The 17840-nt window shown below is 34.5% G+C and carries 14 protein-coding genes; 12 read left to right on the forward strand and 2 right to left on the reverse strand.

Annotated features, from left to right (window positions below; all coding sequences use genetic code 11):
- Positions 1-205 precede the first annotated feature (205 nt).
- From FNE73_RS12815 to FNE73_RS12830, 4 genes are all read left to right on the forward strand, one after another.
- Positions 206-1132, forward strand: coding sequence for a tyrosine-type recombinase/integrase (locus FNE73_RS12815; protein ID WP_143884978.1), 927 nt, complete (start codon positions 206-208; stop codon positions 1130-1132).
- Positions 1133-1233: 101 nt separating this feature from the next.
- Positions 1234-4125 carry a type I restriction endonuclease subunit R gene (locus tag FNE73_RS12820; protein ID WP_143884979.1) on the forward strand — a complete coding sequence of 964 codons (2892 nt, stop codon included), beginning with the start codon at positions 1234-1236 and terminating at the stop codon, positions 4123-4125.
- A gap of 81 nt (positions 4126-4206) precedes the next feature.
- Positions 4207-6438: an McrB family protein gene (locus FNE73_RS12825; protein WP_143884980.1), complete on the forward strand. Its 2232-nt coding sequence runs from the start codon at positions 4207-4209 to the stop codon at positions 6436-6438.
- A 2-nt stretch (positions 6439-6440) separates the two neighbouring features.
- A complete protein-coding gene (locus FNE73_RS12830) occupies positions 6441-7676 on the forward strand; it encodes an McrC family protein (RefSeq protein WP_143884981.1) in 1236 nt (411 codons plus the stop codon).
- A 40-nt stretch (positions 7677-7716) separates the two neighbouring features.
- Here the strand turns inward: FNE73_RS12830 and FNE73_RS12835 are convergent, their stop codons facing one another.
- Positions 7717-8070 (reverse strand): hypothetical protein, encoded by a 354-nt coding sequence (locus FNE73_RS12835; protein WP_143884982.1) that lies wholly within the window; start codon positions 8068-8070, stop codon positions 7717-7719.
- Positions 8071-8589: 519 nt separating this feature from the next.
- On the opposite strand from FNE73_RS12835, the gene FNE73_RS12840 reads away from it, so the two are divergent.
- From FNE73_RS12840 to FNE73_RS12860, 5 genes are all read left to right on the forward strand, one after another.
- Positions 8590-8850 carry a DUF1294 domain-containing protein gene (locus FNE73_RS12840; protein WP_143884983.1) on the forward strand — a complete coding sequence of 87 codons (261 nt, stop codon included), beginning with the start codon at positions 8590-8592 and terminating at the stop codon, positions 8848-8850.
- 517 nt (positions 8851-9367) lie between these two features.
- Complete coding sequence (locus tag FNE73_RS12845) at positions 9368-9916, forward strand: type 1 glutamine amidotransferase domain-containing protein (RefSeq protein WP_143884984.1); 549 nt, start codon at positions 9368-9370, stop codon at positions 9914-9916.
- Positions 9917-10150: 234 nt separating this feature from the next.
- The gene (typA, locus tag FNE73_RS12850) at positions 10151-11956 is read left to right on the forward strand and encodes a translational GTPase TypA (RefSeq protein WP_143884985.1); all 1806 of its coding nucleotides are present in this window, start codon (positions 10151-10153) and stop codon (positions 11954-11956) included.
- Between the two features lie 341 nt (positions 11957-12297).
- A complete protein-coding gene (locus tag FNE73_RS12855) occupies positions 12298-13407 on the forward strand; it encodes a M23 family metallopeptidase (RefSeq protein WP_185147343.1) in 1110 nt (369 codons plus the stop codon).
- Positions 13408-13514: 107 nt separating this feature from the next.
- Complete coding sequence (locus FNE73_RS12860; RefSeq protein ID WP_143884986.1) at positions 13515-15107, forward strand: glycoside hydrolase family 10 protein; 1593 nt, start codon at positions 13515-13517, stop codon at positions 15105-15107.
- A gap of 45 nt (positions 15108-15152) precedes the next feature.
- Here the strand turns inward: FNE73_RS12860 and FNE73_RS12865 are convergent, their stop codons facing one another.
- Entirely contained in the window at positions 15153-15713 is a 561-nt protein-coding gene (locus tag FNE73_RS12865; RefSeq protein WP_143884987.1) for a hypothetical protein, read from the reverse strand.
- Positions 15714-16324: 611 nt separating this feature from the next.
- Between FNE73_RS12865 and FNE73_RS12870 the strand changes: the two genes are divergently transcribed.
- The 3 genes from FNE73_RS12870 to FNE73_RS12880 are packed head-to-tail and all read left to right on the forward strand — an operon-like array spanning position 16325 to position 17795.
- Complete coding sequence (locus FNE73_RS12870; RefSeq protein ID WP_143884988.1) at positions 16325-16696, forward strand: hypothetical protein; 372 nt, start codon at positions 16325-16327, stop codon at positions 16694-16696.
- Between the two features lie 4 nt (positions 16697-16700).
- Entirely contained in the window at positions 16701-17264 is a 564-nt protein-coding gene (locus FNE73_RS12875; RefSeq protein WP_143884989.1) for a hypothetical protein, read from the forward strand.
- 9 nt (positions 17265-17273) lie between these two features.
- Complete coding sequence (locus FNE73_RS12880) at positions 17274-17795, forward strand: hypothetical protein (RefSeq protein ID WP_143884990.1); 522 nt, start codon at positions 17274-17276, stop codon at positions 17793-17795.
- The last annotated feature ends 45 nt before the right edge of the window (positions 17796-17840 follow it).

A 17840-nucleotide genomic window follows, 5' to 3' on the forward strand; every position in this document is an offset into this window, starting at 1 on the left:
TTCTTCTGCACATTTTTACATCTCCCACATCACCCAACTTTTTCATTTCCCATTCCCCTTCAAACTCCGGAAATCGTAAATTAGGAAACATAAAGTTCAATTTTCCCCAAGTACATTAGGGAGTTTTTATCTCATTAATTCTCAGTCTTGACGATTTTATGGTAAAGGCTCTAACTTTAGGATTTTAATCTAAACCAAAAAAATTATGACAAGAAAGAAAACATTGGCAGAAATCGCTGAATTATGGAAGAATGACAAAAAGCTGTATGTGAAAAAATCAACCTTTTCGGCTTATGTGCTGTTGCTGGAAAACCATTTATTGCCTGTATTTAAAGACTATTCTGAGATTGAAGATGAAGATGTACAGAAGTTTGTATTTCAAAAACTGGAGCAGGGATTGAGCCAGAAAAGTATCAAAGATATTCTCATTGTTTTGAAAATGGTGCTGAAGTTCGGGGCAAAGAATAAATGGATTGAGTTTATCAATTTCGATGTGCAGTATCCCACAGTTCGCGAAACTCACACCATTGAAGTGTTAAGCAGAACGCATCAGAAAAAAGTGATGAACTATATTCAGGAGCATTTTACTTTTAGAAATCTGGGAGTTTATATCTGTCTTTGTTCGGGAATGCGCATTGGGGAAATCTGTGCCCTGACTTGGGAAGATATTGATACGGACAACGGAATTATCAACATCCGCAAAACCATTCAGAGAATTTATGTGATTGATGGAGGAGAAAGAAGAACAGAATTGTTGATTGATTCACCTAAAACCAAAAATTCCATCCGGGAAATCCCAATGAGCAGAGATTTGCTAAGAATGCTGAAACCCTTTAAGAAAATTGTAAATCCGGCTTTTTATGTACTGACCAATGATTCTAAACCCACAGAACCCAGAACTTACCGAAGCTATTACAAAAACCTGATGCGTTATCTAGAAATTCCGGATATTAAATTCCACGGTTTGAGGCACAGTTTTGCGACACGATGTATCGAAAGCAAATGCGACTATAAAACAGTGAGTGTTTTACTGGGACATTCCAATATCAGTACCACTTTAAATTTGTATGTGCATCCCAATTTGGAACAGAAGAAAAAAGCCATCGACCAGATGTTTAAAGCGCTAAAATAGTTGCAGTTATCACGGATTATTTCTTACATTTGGGAAAACTAAAAAAACTTTGTCAGGGGTTCTGAAGCTTTGACAAAGTTTATAACCAAATTAAAAACCAAATGTCAAGTCAGCCGGAATATATTTTAGAGCAAAAATTAGTAGAACAATTACAACAATTAGGTCATAAAAAAGTTACGATATGTAATGAGGCAGACCTTATTAAAAACCTAAAGAATCAGCTCGAGATTCACAATAAAAAAACATTCTCAGATTCTGAGTTTGAAAAAATCCTCAATCATCTTTCCAAAGGAAATGTTTTTGAAAAGGCTAAAACATTACGTGACCGTTTTCATTTTTTTAAAGATGACGGTACTTCGGAATGGATTGAATTCATCAGTCAGGATCATTGGTGCCAGAATCAATTTCAGGTAACGAATCAAATTGCTCAGGAAGGAAATTTTAAAAACAGATATGACGTAACCATTCTCATCAACGGATTACCTTTGGTGCAGATTGAGCTGAAACGCCGCGGTCTGGAAATGAAAGAGGCTTTTAATCAAATTGACAGATACAGGCATCAATCATTTAATTCAGGGTATGGATTGTTTAACTACGTTCAAATTTTTGTTATCAGTAATGGAGAAAATACAAAGTATTATGCCAACAGCATCAATACCCGTCAACAAATAAGTGAAAGCTTTGAACAAACCTTTTACTGGTCTGATGAAGAAAATAATAATATAACCAAAATTGATGAATTTGCTTCAGCTTTCTTAGAGCCTTGTCATTTAGCTAAAATGATTACAAAATATATTGTACTTAATCAAGCTCATAAAGTTTTAATGGTTTTAAGACCCTATCAATATTATGCTGTTGAAAAAATCGTAGACCGCGTAAAGAATACTAATAAAAATGGTTTCATATGGCATACTACGGGTTCGGGAAAAACATTAACTTCTTTTAAAGCAAGTCAGATTTTAAAAGAAATTCCTAATGTAGAAAAAGTAATTTTTGTAGTTGACCGAAAAGATCTGGATTACCAAACCCAGATTGAATTTAATGCATTTGAAGAAGGAAGTGTAGATACAACAAATAATACAAAAAACTTAGTTCAAAAGCTTTCGGGTAATACTAAATTAATTGTTACAACACTCCAAAAGCTTAATACTGCTATAACGAAAGAAAAACACGGAAATAAGATTGAGCATCTGAGAAATAAAAAGGTAATCTTTATTTTTGATGAATGCCATAGAAGCCAATTTGGAGAAACCCACCAAAACATTAAAAAGCATTTCCAGAAAGCACAAATGATTGGCTTTACAGGAACTCCAATTTCAGAGGTTAATTCTGTTGGATTATTGGATGGAAAACCTGCTACAACCAATCGGTTATTTGAAGAACCATTACACAAGTATGTAATTACTGATGCAATTGGTGATGGAAATGTTTTGAAATTTTCTGTAGAATATGTTGGTCGATATAAAGAAAAAGAAAACAGTAATAATTATATAGACACCGATGTAGAGGCAATAGATACCCGGGAACTTTTAGAGAGTCCACAAAGAATTGAGAAGATAACAGATTATATTATTTCTCAATATAATCGAAAGACAAATAACAGAATGTTCAATGCTATGTTCTGTGTAAGTAGTATTGATGTTTTGCAACAATATTATGACTTGTTTCAAAAGAAAAAAGAAGAGGGAAAGCATAATCTAAAAATAGCAACGATATTCAGCTATGGAACTAACATTCCTGAAAAAAATGCAACCGGAAATTTTAAATTGGAAGATGAAGATGATTTTGTACTTGTTGCTGAGCCAAGAGCTAATTACGGAGATTCTCACGACAGAGTAGTCTTGGAAGGATATATTGGGCATTATAATGAAATGTTCAGTATGAATTACACTACAAAAGATAGCCAAAGCTTCTATGAATATTATAATAATGTTTCTAAAAGAGTTAAAAATAAAGAAATTGACTTACTGATAGTTGTAAATATGTTTTTAACAGGATTTGACAGTAAAACATTAAATACACTATTTGTTGATAAAAATTTAAAATATCATGGGTTGATTCAGGCATTTTCAAGAACTAACAGAATTCTGGACAAGAGTAAATCCCAAGGTAATATTGTTTGCTTCCGCAATCTGAAGTCTGCAACAGATGATGCAATAACGCTTTTTTCAAACAAGAATGCTATTAAAGATATTATTATTCTTCCAATAGAAGACTATGTTGAACTTTTTAATGATGCATTAGAAAAACTAAAGGTTGTTGCACCTGAAATACAAACTGTCAGTACTTATAAATCTGAAGAAGAAAAATTAGAATTCATAAAAGCTTTCCGTGAGGTAATGCGTGTTCTGAATGTATTAAAATCATTTGCAGATTTTAGTTTTGATAAGATTGAAATAGATGAAGATGAATTTGAAGGATATAAGGGTAAATATCTTGATTTATGGAATGAAGTTAGAGTAGGACTGAGTAATGGAAATGGAAAAGTGAGCATTCTTGATGATGTGGATTTTGAGCTAGAACTTATTCATCGTGATGAAATTAATGTAAATTACATCCTATCTCTTTTAGCTAATCTTACCGAATCAAATCTAAAAGGTGATAAATTAGAAAAAAAGAAAAAAGAAATCCGAGATATCCTTTCCGGCGATGCCAAGCTTCGAAGTAAAAAAGAACTGATAGAAAAATTCATTGAAGAAAACCTGCCACATATTTCTGACGGAGATAACGTCAATGAAGAATTTGAAAAATACTGGAATAAAGAAAAAAACTTTGCTTTTGAAAAAATAGCAACCGAAGAATCTTTAAATAAAGAAAAGTTCAGAGATGCTATCGACGATTTTCTTTTTACTTCCAAAACACCCAAGATAAGTGACACCTTAAAACTCCTTGAAATAAAGCCAAAGCTTACTGAACGTAATAATATCGGAAGAAGAATTATTCAGAAAGTGCAGGATTTTGTGGAGGTGTTTATTGATGGGGTGGCAAGTTAAATGGGATACAAAACTATAACAATTATTAAAGATCTAAAAATATCTACAAATTAAACTAAAAGTTAAAAAGAAATAGTATATATGGCAAGTCTACCAAACCAATTGACTAAAGAACAGGTTATTACAGCTTTAGAATATATTATTACTAATAATGTTGATTTAAAAGGTTCTACTAAGTATGATTTAGAATATAAAGGTAAAGCTTATCCTCCAAAAGAAGTTGTCAGATGGGCTGCCAGATTAGCCAATATTAAAGACTGGCAAAAGAAAAGGTTTTATGGTGGCGATAATACTAATGCACCGTTAAGAAAAATGGGTTTTACTATTAAAAACAAACTTAATGAAGATGTTAATCTGAATATAATTAAAAAATATAAAAGCATTGTTTTAGAAGACAATAGAAATGAAATCTATAAATGGAAGTTAATAAACAGTTTTAAAGGACGACCAGATATATTAGCTGATAATTTCGCTTCAGAAATCACATCAGTAAATTATAACAATTTAATTTATCATAGTGGTATTGCTGTAAGAAATCATATCTCTAAGGAGTTTCCAGAAGATTATAGAAATGCATTTAGAATACTATTTAATGAAGATATTCTCTTGCAAGAAAGAATCGTAGAATTTCAAAATGAAGTTTCGGAAATTTATAAAAAGATGGGAGAGAATCTAAATCATCATCACGACGAGCGTACAATTTCTACCTATCTGACTTTTAAATATCCTGAAAAATATACTTTATATAAAAGCTCTTTTTATAAATCTTATTGTGATTTATTAGGAATACCGACAGAAAGTAAAAATAAAAAATATTTACATTATCTCAGCTTAGTTGATAATTTAATATCTAATTACATTGTTAAGGATCAAGAATTACTCAATCTGAAAAATAGATTTTTAACTAAGGATTGTTTTTCTGATAGCAATAATTTAATATTTGCTCAAGATATACTTTACCAAGTTCTTAACTCAATTGATGATACTAACGATGATATTATACCTATTGAAATGATTAATAAAATATCAACACCTCTCAACCAAATCCTCTACGGTCCTCCCGGAACTGGAAAAACATATAACACCATCAACAAAGCAATAAGCATTGCAAATCCTGAATTTAATGTCAATCAAAGCAGAGAAATCTTAAAAGCTGAATACAATCGATTGGTAGAAGCCGGACAAATTGTTTTTACAACGTTCCATCAAAGTATGAGCTATGAAGATTTTATTGAAGGAATAAAACCTGTAATGAATGAAGATGAAGGTGAGTTAAATTATGAAGTTCAAAATGGAATTTTTAAAGAAATATGTAAACATGCTGGAGAAATAAAGGAAGCAATAGTTGTTGATGATTTTGATGAAAGTTGGGAAAAGCTAATTGAATTAGTAAAAGAAAAGATTGCAGATGAAAAACTGCTTAAAATTGGATCGTGGGAATATGGATTATCATCAAAAGAATCATTAAAATACTCGTCATTAAATTCTCCCTCCCAGTATACTTTTACAATTACCAAACAAAATATTCAGGATGCCTATCAAAATAAACAGGCTAGACCTTCGGGAGCATTTCAAAAGGATATGGGTGATATTGTTCAATTTATGAAAGTGAGTTGTGGTTTGCCAGATTATGAACAAAGAGAAGAAAAATTTATAAGCAAACATCAGAATAAGAATTTCGTTCTAATCATCGACGAAATCAACCGTGGCAATATCTCTCAGATTTTCGGTGAATTAATTACCTTAATCGAGGATAGCAAACGCTTAGGAAATGCAGAAGAAATACAGGTTACTTTACCTTACAGCAAAACAAAATTCGGAGTACCATCCAATCTCTACATTATAGGTACAATGAACACCGCAGATCGAAGTGTAGAAGCGTTAGATACAGCTTTGAGAAGACGGTTCAGCTTTGTTGAAATGATGCCAAATTCAAATATTGTGGCAAATGAAACTTTTCAGGATAGCTTTCTGAGAGTTGATGTGATGCAAAAGATTAATCAAAGACTAGAACTGCTTTTAGATAAAAACTATACTTTGGGACATTCTTATTTTCTGAAAGATAATTTCAGGTCATCCTTCAAAAACGAAATTATCCCTTTGCTACAGGAATATTTCTACAACGATTGCGGCAAGATAGGCTTGATTTTAGGAAAAGGTTTTGTAAGAGAAAAAGAAATTTCTAAAGCTAATCAGCACAGTGTATTTGCAGATTTTGATACAAGAAACGAAATTGAAATCATGAAGTCCTATGAACTTATTCCATTTGAAGAAGTTGATTTTGAATTTGCTTTACAATTATTATTAGCGTAGAAATGTTAAAAAAAGATTCTATTCAGGTTTTTGAACACAGTTTTTTGCCAATTGGAGAAAAAGGATTTGAACAACGTCATTTTGTGGCGTTGTCCAAACTCAATGCTCTGCACGATTATCAATATTTTGATTTGAAATATAATGGAGTAGTGTTCAAACAATTTGTAGGTGTCATTCAGGTTGATGGTTTGACGATAGAGATTCTTCCAAAGATAGACCGTAATGAATCTGAAGAGCATAAATCCAAATGGCGGGACGTTCTCATCGAAATGCTTCGGGTTACCAAAAAATTAAAAATCCAGCAGGTCGGTCAGGCGAATGTTTCAAGGCAATCCATCCATCTGTTGGATATTTATTTTGAATGGTTTATAAATGAAGTACAGTTGTTGATTCATCAAGGTTTAATCAAACAATACTACAGAGAAACTGGAAATGTAAAAGCTTTAAAAGGCAAGTTGGAGTTTGCTGGTCATATCAATAAAAATTTGGTTCATAAAGAAAGATTCTACACCACGCATCAGGTTTACGACAAAGACCATTTGATTCATCAGATTTTAGGACAGGCTTTAGATATTATTGAACATCTTTCAAAAGGTACTTACCTCTACAGCAAATGTAAAACTGTACAGCTGGATTTTCCGGAAGTCAAAGTAATAAAAGCTGATAAAACTACTTTTTCCAAAATTCTGAAGTCGAGAAAAACTGCACCTTACGAAACAGCACTATCCATCGCTAGATTGATTATATTGAATTATGCTCCCAACATTTCAAGCGGTTCAGAGAAAATGCTTGCTTTGCTTTTTGATATGAACAGTCTTTGGGAAGAATATGTTTTGGTAAGATTGAAGCAGAGTGTGCAGGAAAGCGATGCCGGGATCGAATTGTACGGGCAGGATTCAAAAGTATTCTGGAATGGAATTAAGATTCGCCCTGACATTGTTTTGAAGAAAAATGGAGAGGTTGTTTTAGTTATTGATACCAAGTGGAAAAATATTGATCAATCACAACCTTCCACGCACGACTTGAGGCAGATGTATGTATATAATGAATATTGGAGAAGTACACAATCTATATTACTATATCCTTCTAAAACTAACAATTTGAATGATTTTAAAAGTTTTGAAAAAATCGGAGAATTAAAAAAACACCAGTGTGCTTTGGCTAGACTGAATATTCTAAATTCTGACAGTAAACTAGATGATACAATTGGATTTCGGTTATTGGAAACTATTGAATAAGCACTACTTTAAAATTAGATATTGCATTTTAAATCACTTTTCAATTCAACAACCCCGACTCCCTAATCCTCACCGCATACTCACTCCCCAAAAACCTCGGATCACCATGTTTCTCAGACCAGAAACCATCCAGCGTATTGGCATTAAGGCAGCGGTAAACCGCAACTCCTTTATATATTTTCTGGTCATCACCTTCGTAGCTGAAATTGATGACCAGAATCTGATCTTTATAGAAGCCTGTGCCATGCTGAACGTGGTCACCAATGATCCATCGGGCAATAATGCGGTTGTTTTTATCAACTTGTAAAGTCAGAAAACCGTGATAGGTACTGCTGTTTTCTTCCTGATTGCTTCCCTGTATCGAATAGTTTCCTGCAAGATCGTGTATAGTCATGCTATTTATTTAAAAATAACAAATGTACTTATCTTTTTATTTAACCTGAGTTCGGGATAACATTATATAAAACGCAAAGCTTAACAAAAGTATTGATCACATGATTTTAAAGATTTAAGATATACAAAGGCGTATAACTTATCGAAGTAATACAAAATTCTTGTATTACTTTGATAAACGAAGTGGCATTGTTTAGCTTGAAAGCATTTCAAAAAAGTAATATTTCTTTGTTTTTCCTTGCGATAAATTAATTTTATTTTGAAAATCAGTCAGTTAAAAATATCTCTTATCTCGAGTTCACGCTATTTAACCTAAATTCAGAAAAAGCAAATATTATAATACTTCTGAGCTTTGTAAATAACCTTTGTCTCCGTTTTGGTGAAAAATGTTGTTAAGTGTAATGCCATTGTCGGTGTTAACGAATTGCAAATCTAATTTCTTTGCTTAACATTGCAACCATCAATACTATGAAATCATTTTAAATAAATCGGCTCTTTCAGGTTGTGTATATTTGCAGCTATGATTTATTATGTATCTGTGATCAGTCTCATTAGTTTTGGGCTGTTTGGATTTGACAAAAGGAAAGCGGTAAAACGTCAGAGAAGAATTTCGGAATCTACTTTATTAGCTGCAGCATTACTGGGAGGAACCATCGGTGCGCTTCTGGGTATGATCCTTTTCAGACATAAGATCTCTAAAAAATCTTTTCTTTTCAAAATAGTATTCGTTATCGCTATACAAATAATGGCTGTAGTGGCTTATAATAAATTACAGAAGTAATCATCAGTAAGTAACTTTTTTCCTCCATTTTCAAGGACCTGCTGATACATTAATTGGATTTGTTCTGAAGAAGTATACGAATAACTTAATCAAACCTGAGTTGGGGATAAGTTTTCTTAAACGCAACGTTAAGCAAAGAGATTCAATTATCAAGAATTCAGCTTTTAAGATATACAAAAGCACTTCGACTACGCTCAGTATAAACTTTAACTTATTAAAATAATACCATTTTTGTCTTTTTTCAATAAACGGAGTGCCTTTGTTTAGCTTAAAAACTTTTAAAAAGTAAAAAATCTTTTGTTTTTCTTTGCAATAAATTAATATGATGCTATAAATCAATTATTTAAATTTATTTCTTATCCTCGAACTGAGGTTAATCAAAGACAATCTATAGAAACTAATGAAAAGTTCAAGAATTAACTTTAACAGTGCATTAACAAAGTTTTAGCATTTCATTTTGGCTGACGGCATTATTTTTTCAAGTCTATGACTAGATAACACCAAAAAATTTAATAGTATGTCAAAAAAAATTGCCATTTTAGCAACACACGGATTTGAAGAAAGCGAACTGAAATCACCAAAAGAACACATTGAGCAGCAGGGATGGACTGCCCACATCATCAGTCCGGAATCGGGAAGCATCAAAGCATGGTCTGAGAAAAACTGGGGAAAAGAATACACTGTAGATAAAACATTAAGCGAAGCATCGGCATCAGATTATGATGCGCTGGTTTTGCCGGGCGGTGTCATCAATCCTGATCAGTTAAGAACCAATGAAGATGCTTTGTCATTTGTTAAAGATTTTTTCAGCCAGCATAAACCGGTTGCTGCAATCTGCCACGGACCGCAGATTCTCATCAATGCTGGTGCGGTTGAAGGAAGAAATCTTACTTCGGTAAAAGCCATTAGCCAGGATTTGAAAAATGCAGGAGCCCAATGGGAAGACAGTGAAGTAGTGGTAGACAGTGGTTTGGTGACCAGCAGAACTCCCGAAGATTTACCGGCATTCAATGCAAAACTTGTAGAAGAAGTAAAAGAAGGGAAACATCAGGAGCAGACGCTGTAAAACAGTAAGGTACACTATACGTTATAGTAAACAGTAAAGGTTTAAGTCCAAATGGATTTAAACCTTTTTTAGTAAAGGTGAAAAATTTAATCTGTATGATTATTTTCAGAATACAAATCTTCCATGTTTTTATTTCTTCCGAATAACTTCTTCATTATTAATTTGTTAAATAATAGACATTGTTGATGTTTAATTCATTAAAAATCACTAATTTCGCACCCGTAAAAATCATTCATGCAAAACATTAGAAATATTGCGATTATCGCACACGTTGACCACGGTAAAACTACCTTGGTTGATAAAATTATTCATGCTACAAACATTTTCAGAGAAAATCAGGAAAGTGGAGAATTAATAATGGATAACAACGATCTTGAAAGAGAAAGAGGAATTACCATTTTATCAAAAAATATTTCTGTTACTTATAAAGACACAAAAATTAACGTAATCGATACTCCTGGTCACGCCGATTTTGGTGGGGAAGTAGAGAGAGTATTGAAAATGGCAGACGGAGTTATTTTGTTGGTGGATGCGTTCGAAGGACCAATGCCACAGACAAGATTCGTATTGCAGAAAGCTTTGGAATTGGGATTAAGACCATTGGTGGTAATCAACAAAGTAGATAAGCCAAACTGTCGTCCGGACGAAGTTCACGATCAGGTTTTTGATTTATTCTTCAACCTGGAAGCGACTGAAGAGCAGCTGGATTTCCCAACATTCTACGGTTCTTCAAAACAGGGATGGTTCAACACATCACTGGAACAGACTGAAGATATTTTGCCATTACTGGATGGTATTTTACAATATGTTCCGGCTCCGAAAATAGAAGAAGGAAACCTTCAGATGCAGATTACTTCTCTTGATTATTCTTCTTTCCTGGGAAGAATTGCGATCGGAAAAGTGACAAGAGGTGAGCTTAAGGAATCTCAGTGGATCGGTCTTGCTCAGGCAGACGGAAAAATTGCAAAAGGAAAAATAAAAGAATTATACGTTTTCGAAGGTTTAGGAAAGAAAAAAGTAACTGAAGTTCAGGCAGGAGATATCTGTGCCGTAGTAGGTTTTGATGCTTTCCAGATCGGAGATTCTTTTGTAGATCTTGAAAACCCTGAACCGTTGGAAAGAACAGCTATTGATGAGCCTACGTTGAACATGACGTTCTCTATCAACAATTCACCTTTCTTCGGTAAAGACGGTAAATATGTAACTTCTAATCACCTGAAAGAAAGATTACACAAAGAATTAGAGAAAAATCTTGCATTGAGAGTTCAGCAGACAGATGATGCCAATACATTCCTTGTATTCGGTAGAGGTATTCTTCACTTATCTGTTTTAATTGAAACCATGAGAAGAGAAGGATATGAAATGACCATCGGTCAGCCGCAGGTAATCCTGAGAGAAATTGATGGTGAAAACTGTGAGCCTTACGAATCTTTGGTAGTGGATGTACCTGAAGAATATGCTTCAAGAGTTATTGATCTGGCTACTCAGAGAAAAGGTGATCTTCACATTATGGAAACAAAAGGTGAAATGCAGCACATGGAGTTTGAAATTCCTTCAAGAGGTTTGATCGGGTTGCGTTCTCAGATGTTGACAGCAACTGCAGGAGAAGCAATTATGGCACACCGTTTCACAGAATACAAGCCTTTCAAAGGAGCAATTCCGGGAAGAAACAATGGGGTATTGATCAGCAAAACTCAAGGTCCTGCTACTGAATATTCAATCAATAAACTACAGGACAGAGGTAAATTTTTCGTTGATCCGGGTGAGGAAATCTATGCAGGAATGATTATAGGTGAACAGAACAAGCCGGGAGATTTGGTGGTAAACATTGTTGAAGCTAAGCAGCTGAACAATATGCGTGCAGCCGGAAAAGATAAAGATACCGGTGTTGCACCAAAAATCTTGTTCTCTCTGGAAGAATGTATGGAATATATTCAGGCAGATGAAGCAATTGAAGTTACTCCTAATTTCATAAGAATGAGAAAGAAAATTCTTTCTGAAGAAGAAAGAAAAAGAGTGGAAAGAACGGCGAAAGCATAAATTTCACACCTATATAAATCAAGCCTCGGAATTCCGGGGCTTTTTTTATGAATGGAGTTTTACTAATCATACCTATCATTAGCGGCTGAATATTTGCATAAAAGTTTTTATCATTTCAGATGATTGAATGTTTCTAATTAAGTTGAATATCCGCAATGAATCATTATAGATTCTGAGTTTACTTCTGTTAAAAATTTTAATACAATTAAAAGCAGACAATCATCATTAATGAAGCGAAATTTATCAATCAGCATAGATTATCTCTTTCCTGACTTGTTTTAGCCTTAAATGTTAAAGATAAGAATAAAATTAATCTGACCAAAAATATACTGACATAGCGTATGAAAATATTCCACTCCTTACTCATTCTTTCTCTTCTTTTTATTCTTCTCATATCATGTGACGGATTAAAAAAAGCGAGAAATATTTTTGAAACTTCAGAACGTATAAAGTATGAACGAAACTTCTCAGGTGCAGACAGTCTTATGACACAGTGGAAAAGCAATTTTGCATCTGCCGCAGATAATCAGCTTGTTGTAAAAGATGGTGATGTATTTTCTGTTCAGGTCAATGAAATCAGCATTCCTGCGTTGGGCTATTCTGTGGAACTTCAGCAGGGACGGCTTTTAGTGGTAGAAGCCATTGCCGGTGATCCCAATGCAAAGATCTTTGTTGATATCAGCAAAAAGGTTTATTCTAAAGAAAAAGCAGAAAGTGCACTCATCAGTAAAGGGAGATTTACAAAAAGAATTGAAAATACAGGATCGTATAAAATTATTGTGCAGCCGGAAATCAATTTTGCCGGAACATTTGTATTGAAGATCTATACGCAACCTTCGCTCAGTTTTCCTGTGGCAGGAAAAGGGAACAGTGATGTTCAGAGTTTTTGGGGTGCAAGCCGTGACGGTGGTGGCAGAAGTCATGAAGGAATAGATATTTTTGCACGAAGGGGCACTCCTGTAACAGCAGTAATCAACGGAACGGTCACAAGAACCGGAAATCAGGGCTTAGGCGGGAAGCAGGTCTGGATGAGAGATCCGGAAATGAATTATTCTTACTATTATGCACATTTAGACAGTATTATTGCAAATAGCGGTCAGCGGGTAAAAGCGGGTGACACATTAGGATTAGTGGGAAGTACAGGAAATGCAGCCGGAGGTTCGCCACATCTTCACTTCGGAATTTATACCTTGGGTGGAGCAGTAGATCCCTATCCTTTTGTAAAAAAGACTAAATTACCTGAATCTGTTTCTCCGCCGTTGAAAATACTTTCTGCAAAGTTTGCCAAAGCGGGATCTGTGATAAGATCCGGACCGGGTACAGAATATACGACTCTTAAAAAATTAGCAGGTAGAACAGCCATAAAAATTCTCGCTGCAGGGAAAGACTGGTGTCATATAAAAACTGATGACGGAACTGAAGGATTTATATATTCAGACAGGCTTGAATAATGCTGTTTGTCATAATTAATGAGTCTAAATGGTTATATCCTTTTTTTGTATTCTGAATTTTATTATCTTGAAATCCTTAATTACAGATCAGTTTGAATTATAGATCAATGAAAATCACTCATATAAAATTAGTATGCCTTTTGGGACTGTTTGCATCTTTCACTACTTCTTGTGCTGTGAGAGAAAAATTGCCTGCAGCAAAACCCGCAAAAACACCAGACAAGACGGTTAAAATTCCAAATCCGGTATCTGTTCCTCCTGTAGCAGCAGTTGAGGAAGAGTTAAAAGTAGATCTTCCGGCTATCAACCGTGAATTCCGTGGAGTATGGATTGCAAGTGTAGCCAATATCAACTGGCCTTCAAGAAATAATTTATCTGTAGAACAGCAGAAAAGAGAAGCCATCAGTATGCTGAATATGCTGCAGGAAAACAATTTTAATGCTGTCATTTTTCAGGTTCGTCCTTCTGCAGATGCGTTGTACACAAGCGAGCTTGAGCCATGGTCATATTTCCTGACCGGGAAAACCGGTGAGCCGCCTTATCCCAATTATGATCCTTTGCAATTCTGGATTGAAGAATCTCATAAAAGAGGAATGGAACTTCATGTATGGCTGAATCCTTACAGAGCACATCATTCTAACGGAGGTGCCGTTACCAATCTGTCTATGGTCAATAAGCTTTCAGATATAACCATCAGATTAAAAAACGGAATGTACTGGTTTGATCCTGCCAATCCGAAAACTCAGGGACACGTGTCTAATGTGGTAAAAGATATTGTAAAAAGATATGATATTGATGCAGTGCATTTTGATGATTATTTTTATCCTTATGCAACGTACAACCGGGGAGCAGATTTCCCTGATCATACCTCCTGGAACGAATATGTAAAAAACGGCGGAACATTAAACAGAGCAGACTGGAGACGGGACAACGTCAATAAATTTGTAGAAAGAATTTATAAAGAAATTCATGCAGAAAAAAATCATGTAAAATTCGGCATCAGTCCGTTTGGGATATGGAAACCCGGTTATCCCGAAGGAATTGTAGGTTCATCACAATATGATGAGTTGTATGCTGATGCTAAATTATGGCTTAATAATGGCTGGGTAGATTATTTTTCGCCGCAGTTATACTGGCCGATTGAATCTAAAGGACAAAGTTTTCCTGCATTGCTGAACTGGTGGAAATCTGAAAATACCATGAACCGCCATCTTTGGCCCGGCTTAAATACAGTGGAAATCAAAGCTTCTGACCGTCCTTCCGAGATCAAAAATCAGGTAGAATTATCAAGACAGATTTTAAATAGCAGCACAGGAACCATCCATTGGAGTATTGCAGGCTTAACGAAAAACGCCGGTATGCTCCCTACACTAAAAAACGGACCGTATAAGGAAAAAGCACTAACTCCAAAAAGTCCATGGATTAAAACACTTCCTTTAGAAAAGCCTACTTTGTTTACCAACGAGAATGGAAGTTTTGTACAGACCAGCTGGAGTTCAAAAAAAATTGGTAATGTATTTCAATGGGTTCTTTTTACACAATACGATGGAGTTTGGAATACTGAAATCCTGACTTTGGAAACACTTTCGAAGGATATTCCAAAGTTTAAAAATGGTAAAACATTAAATGCGGTAGCAATAAAGGCGATAGACCGTTTGGGAAATGAAAGCGATTATATGGCGAAGAAAGTAAAGCAATAATCAATATAATAAGGCTGATGGATTATCAGCCTTATTTTTTTAATCTTAAAAAACCTGTACAATAGTAAATTTTGCAGATCCCGAAGTAATGGTGAACCATTCTCCCTCTAAAGTAGACCTGAACTGGTACGTTTCTGAAGCTCCGTTGCACGAATCATAAGCAGGATCTCCCAATTCCAGCTCTGCACCATAATTAAAGTTGGCGTCTCTCCCAACCATCAGACAGTCAGTCCAGTCGGTTGCTGTTGTGATGACGCTGACATTATTTAATGAAGGATGAGCGGGAGTTCTCCATGTTTGGGGATTTGTTGCTGAAGTTTGCACCAACCATTGGCTAACCGGTGGAGTAGCCGACAATCCCTGATTGAATTGTCTAAATTCCGCAATAAAAGGACTTCCTCCACTTGCGGGATCAAAAGTCAGATTATAATTGCTGTAATCATTACTTGAAACTCTGGGGTAACAACTGCCATTAAGACCATTTGCTTCAATTCTCGCCTCCAGGAAATAGGATGAATAGTTGTAAACGAGCAATGTAGACTGCTGTGCATTGGTATATACTGCAAGCCACAGTACTGAGAATAAAGTTAAGATTTTCGTTTTCATAATATTTAATTTAGTTTATTAGAGTAATACTTCATGTTTCTGATAATAATTAACTCAAATCATTGTTTTAATTGCATTTTTCATTGTTAATTGATTTAACTTAATCCTGTGTTAAACTACTCATAGATATTTAACACCACAAGCTGTTGTTGTAATAATTTATCAATTTATGTTTCTTTCATGGTCAGATATTAAACAATTATACAGTCTGATATATTGCAAGTGGTTTAAAATGAGTTTATTATCAAATGTTTTTTTTAACAAAGCATCAGAGATATTATTTCTTAGTGGTATACTAATGAGGATCGCATGAAATTTAAGTACATATATATATCATTTAAATTTGAATAATAATTTACACTGAAATATTTAATCATGAAAGATGTTATGCAAAGTATTGATTGATAATTATTTGTATTGCAACCATAAGTGTAAATTTATAAATAATTCCCATTATATGTAAATATTTTAGTTTAATCCATAATGATGGAAATAATTTATTGTTAAATTGCAGTACACTTAATTCATTGTTTTTTGAAAATTTAATCCGTTAACTAAAATCTAGAAGTTACAATTCATCAAACCTTTTTAATAACAAAAATTTATTTACTATGAAAAAAATTCTTTTTACACTTAGCCTTTTAATGGTTGTGTTAAATTCTTGCACCAACGAAAGTGCAACTGTTAATACAGTAGAATCTATGAAAACTCCTGAAATGCAAAACTTTGCCAAAGCAATGCGAAGTCTGGGAGATCCCGCCAATAGAGCCACCGAGGAAGAAAAAAGAAGCGGAAGTGCAGAATTAAGCGACAGAAGAAAAAGAATTCTTCTTCCTTCTGCAACAGAACTTATTAAGTCTACCGGAGTTACAGATGCGCAAATCCAGCAGAAAACAAATGGAGATGTTTCTGCGATTTTGGTCTGGGCAATCCAGATTAATCAGGAAAAAATGGCTCAAATAAGAAATAACGTGAAATTGTAATATTATGAAAAAGCATTTTTTAATAATCTGCTGTGCTTTAGGAACCCAGATTTTTGCACAGCAAAGTAAGCTTACCATCAACAATTATTCACCTTACGATTTTCGTGGTCAGTTAATGGCGACTCCATTAGGAACCTGTTATCCTATGGTCAGTATCGGATATCCCGCCGTACCCGATCAACTTCTAGTACCCGCATCCGACAGCTTTTACCTGTCAACGTACAATGATGGTGTGGCAGCAGGTATCAGCTCTTTTTTTGTTACGACCTCACCAACTAATCCTGGTATGCCAAGAATTCCAAACCACCCTACATTATCCCCAATGGGACCTATCTCATTAAATACTGACTGGAGACACACTAAATTTCAAATGTGGTTTGCAGGAACAAATACTCCGGTGTCTTCAGGAGGAACAAACGTACCTGAAACTTATTTTTTAGGAAATTTGGGAGATGGTACTAATAGCTGTTTCAGCGGACCGACCAATGTTTCCAGTGTTTATGGCTATGCTGAATGGTATACTATTACGTCCGGAAGTATAAAATATACTTTTATTGATATTTTTTAATTGAAGATTATGGAAAAGATATTTTTAATGTTCAGCTTATTTTTAAGCACCATTGCATTTTCCCAAGTAACTCCGCTTACAATAAACAATTATTCAAGTTATAAGCTTACAGGGAGGTTGAGAGCTGCTGATCTGACCAATTGTGTTCCGGAACTTTACGTGGGAAATACCTTGTCTAGTGGCAATTTTACAATTCCGGCTTCTTCGAGTACAGAATACGTTAAATATTACACCGCTAATACCGCTACTATTCCCGTATTCGATTACCTTGTAAGAATGTCTAATACGACACCGGCTTCAGTACTTCCTTACAATCATCCGAATGTAGTGGCTATTTCACCTACCACCGACTGGTCATTTTATGCATTTGATTTAAGAGATGCAGCAAATAATATTTATGATCATTTTGAATTAGGAGTAGTTCCTTGTGCAAGCAATTATCCTACCTATGAGATGGGATCGGTTTCGGAGGCGGAATGGTTTACTATTACTTCTGGAGGAACTGTCCACAGCTATATCCAGATTTATTAATTACATTCTCTAACAATAAAAATAGCTCCTTATTTGTAAGGAGCT

The sequence above is a fragment of the Chryseobacterium binzhouense genome (assembly GCF_007474545.1).
Lineage (GTDB): Bacteria > Bacteroidota > Bacteroidia > Flavobacteriales > Weeksellaceae > Chryseobacterium > Chryseobacterium binzhouense.

Bases quoted from the DNA above. Each gene is read 5' to 3' on its own strand.
- FNE73_RS12835 (WP_143884982.1), bottom strand. From the start codon at position 8,070: ATGACTATACACGATCTTGCAGGAAACTATTCGATACAGGGAAGCAAT.
- FNE73_RS12820 (WP_143884979.1), top strand. From the start codon at position 1,234: ATGTCAAGTCAGCCGGAATATATTTTAGAGCAAAAATTAGTAGAACAA.
- FNE73_RS12825 (WP_143884980.1), top strand. From the start codon at position 4,207: ATGGCAAGTCTACCAAACCAATTGACTAAAGAACAGGTTATTACAGCT.
- FNE73_RS12860 (WP_143884986.1), top strand. From the start codon at position 13,515: ATGAAAATCACTCATATAAAATTAGTATGCCTTTTGGGACTGTTTGCA.
- FNE73_RS12815 (WP_143884978.1), top strand. From the start codon at position 206: ATGACAAGAAAGAAAACATTGGCAGAAATCGCTGAATTATGGAAGAAT.
- typA (WP_143884985.1), top strand. From the start codon at position 10,151: ATGCAAAACATTAGAAATATTGCGATTATCGCACACGTTGACCACGGT.
- FNE73_RS12870 (WP_143884988.1), top strand. From the start codon at position 16,325: ATGAAAAAAATTCTTTTTACACTTAGCCTTTTAATGGTTGTGTTAAAT.
- FNE73_RS12830 (WP_143884981.1), top strand. From the start codon at position 6,441: ATGTTAAAAAAAGATTCTATTCAGGTTTTTGAACACAGTTTTTTGCCA.
- FNE73_RS12875 (WP_143884989.1), top strand. From the start codon at position 16,701: ATGAAAAAGCATTTTTTAATAATCTGCTGTGCTTTAGGAACCCAGATT.
- FNE73_RS12855 (WP_185147343.1), top strand. From the start codon at position 12,298: ATGAAAATATTCCACTCCTTACTCATTCTTTCTCTTCTTTTTATTCTT.
- FNE73_RS12845 (WP_143884984.1), top strand. From the start codon at position 9,368: ATGTCAAAAAAAATTGCCATTTTAGCAACACACGGATTTGAAGAAAGC.
- FNE73_RS12840 (WP_143884983.1), top strand. From the start codon at position 8,590: ATGATTTATTATGTATCTGTGATCAGTCTCATTAGTTTTGGGCTGTTT.
- FNE73_RS12880 (WP_143884990.1), top strand. From the start codon at position 17,274: ATGGAAAAGATATTTTTAATGTTCAGCTTATTTTTAAGCACCATTGCA.
- FNE73_RS12865 (WP_143884987.1), bottom strand. From the start codon at position 15,713: ATGAAAACGAAAATCTTAACTTTATTCTCAGTACTGTGGCTTGCAGTA.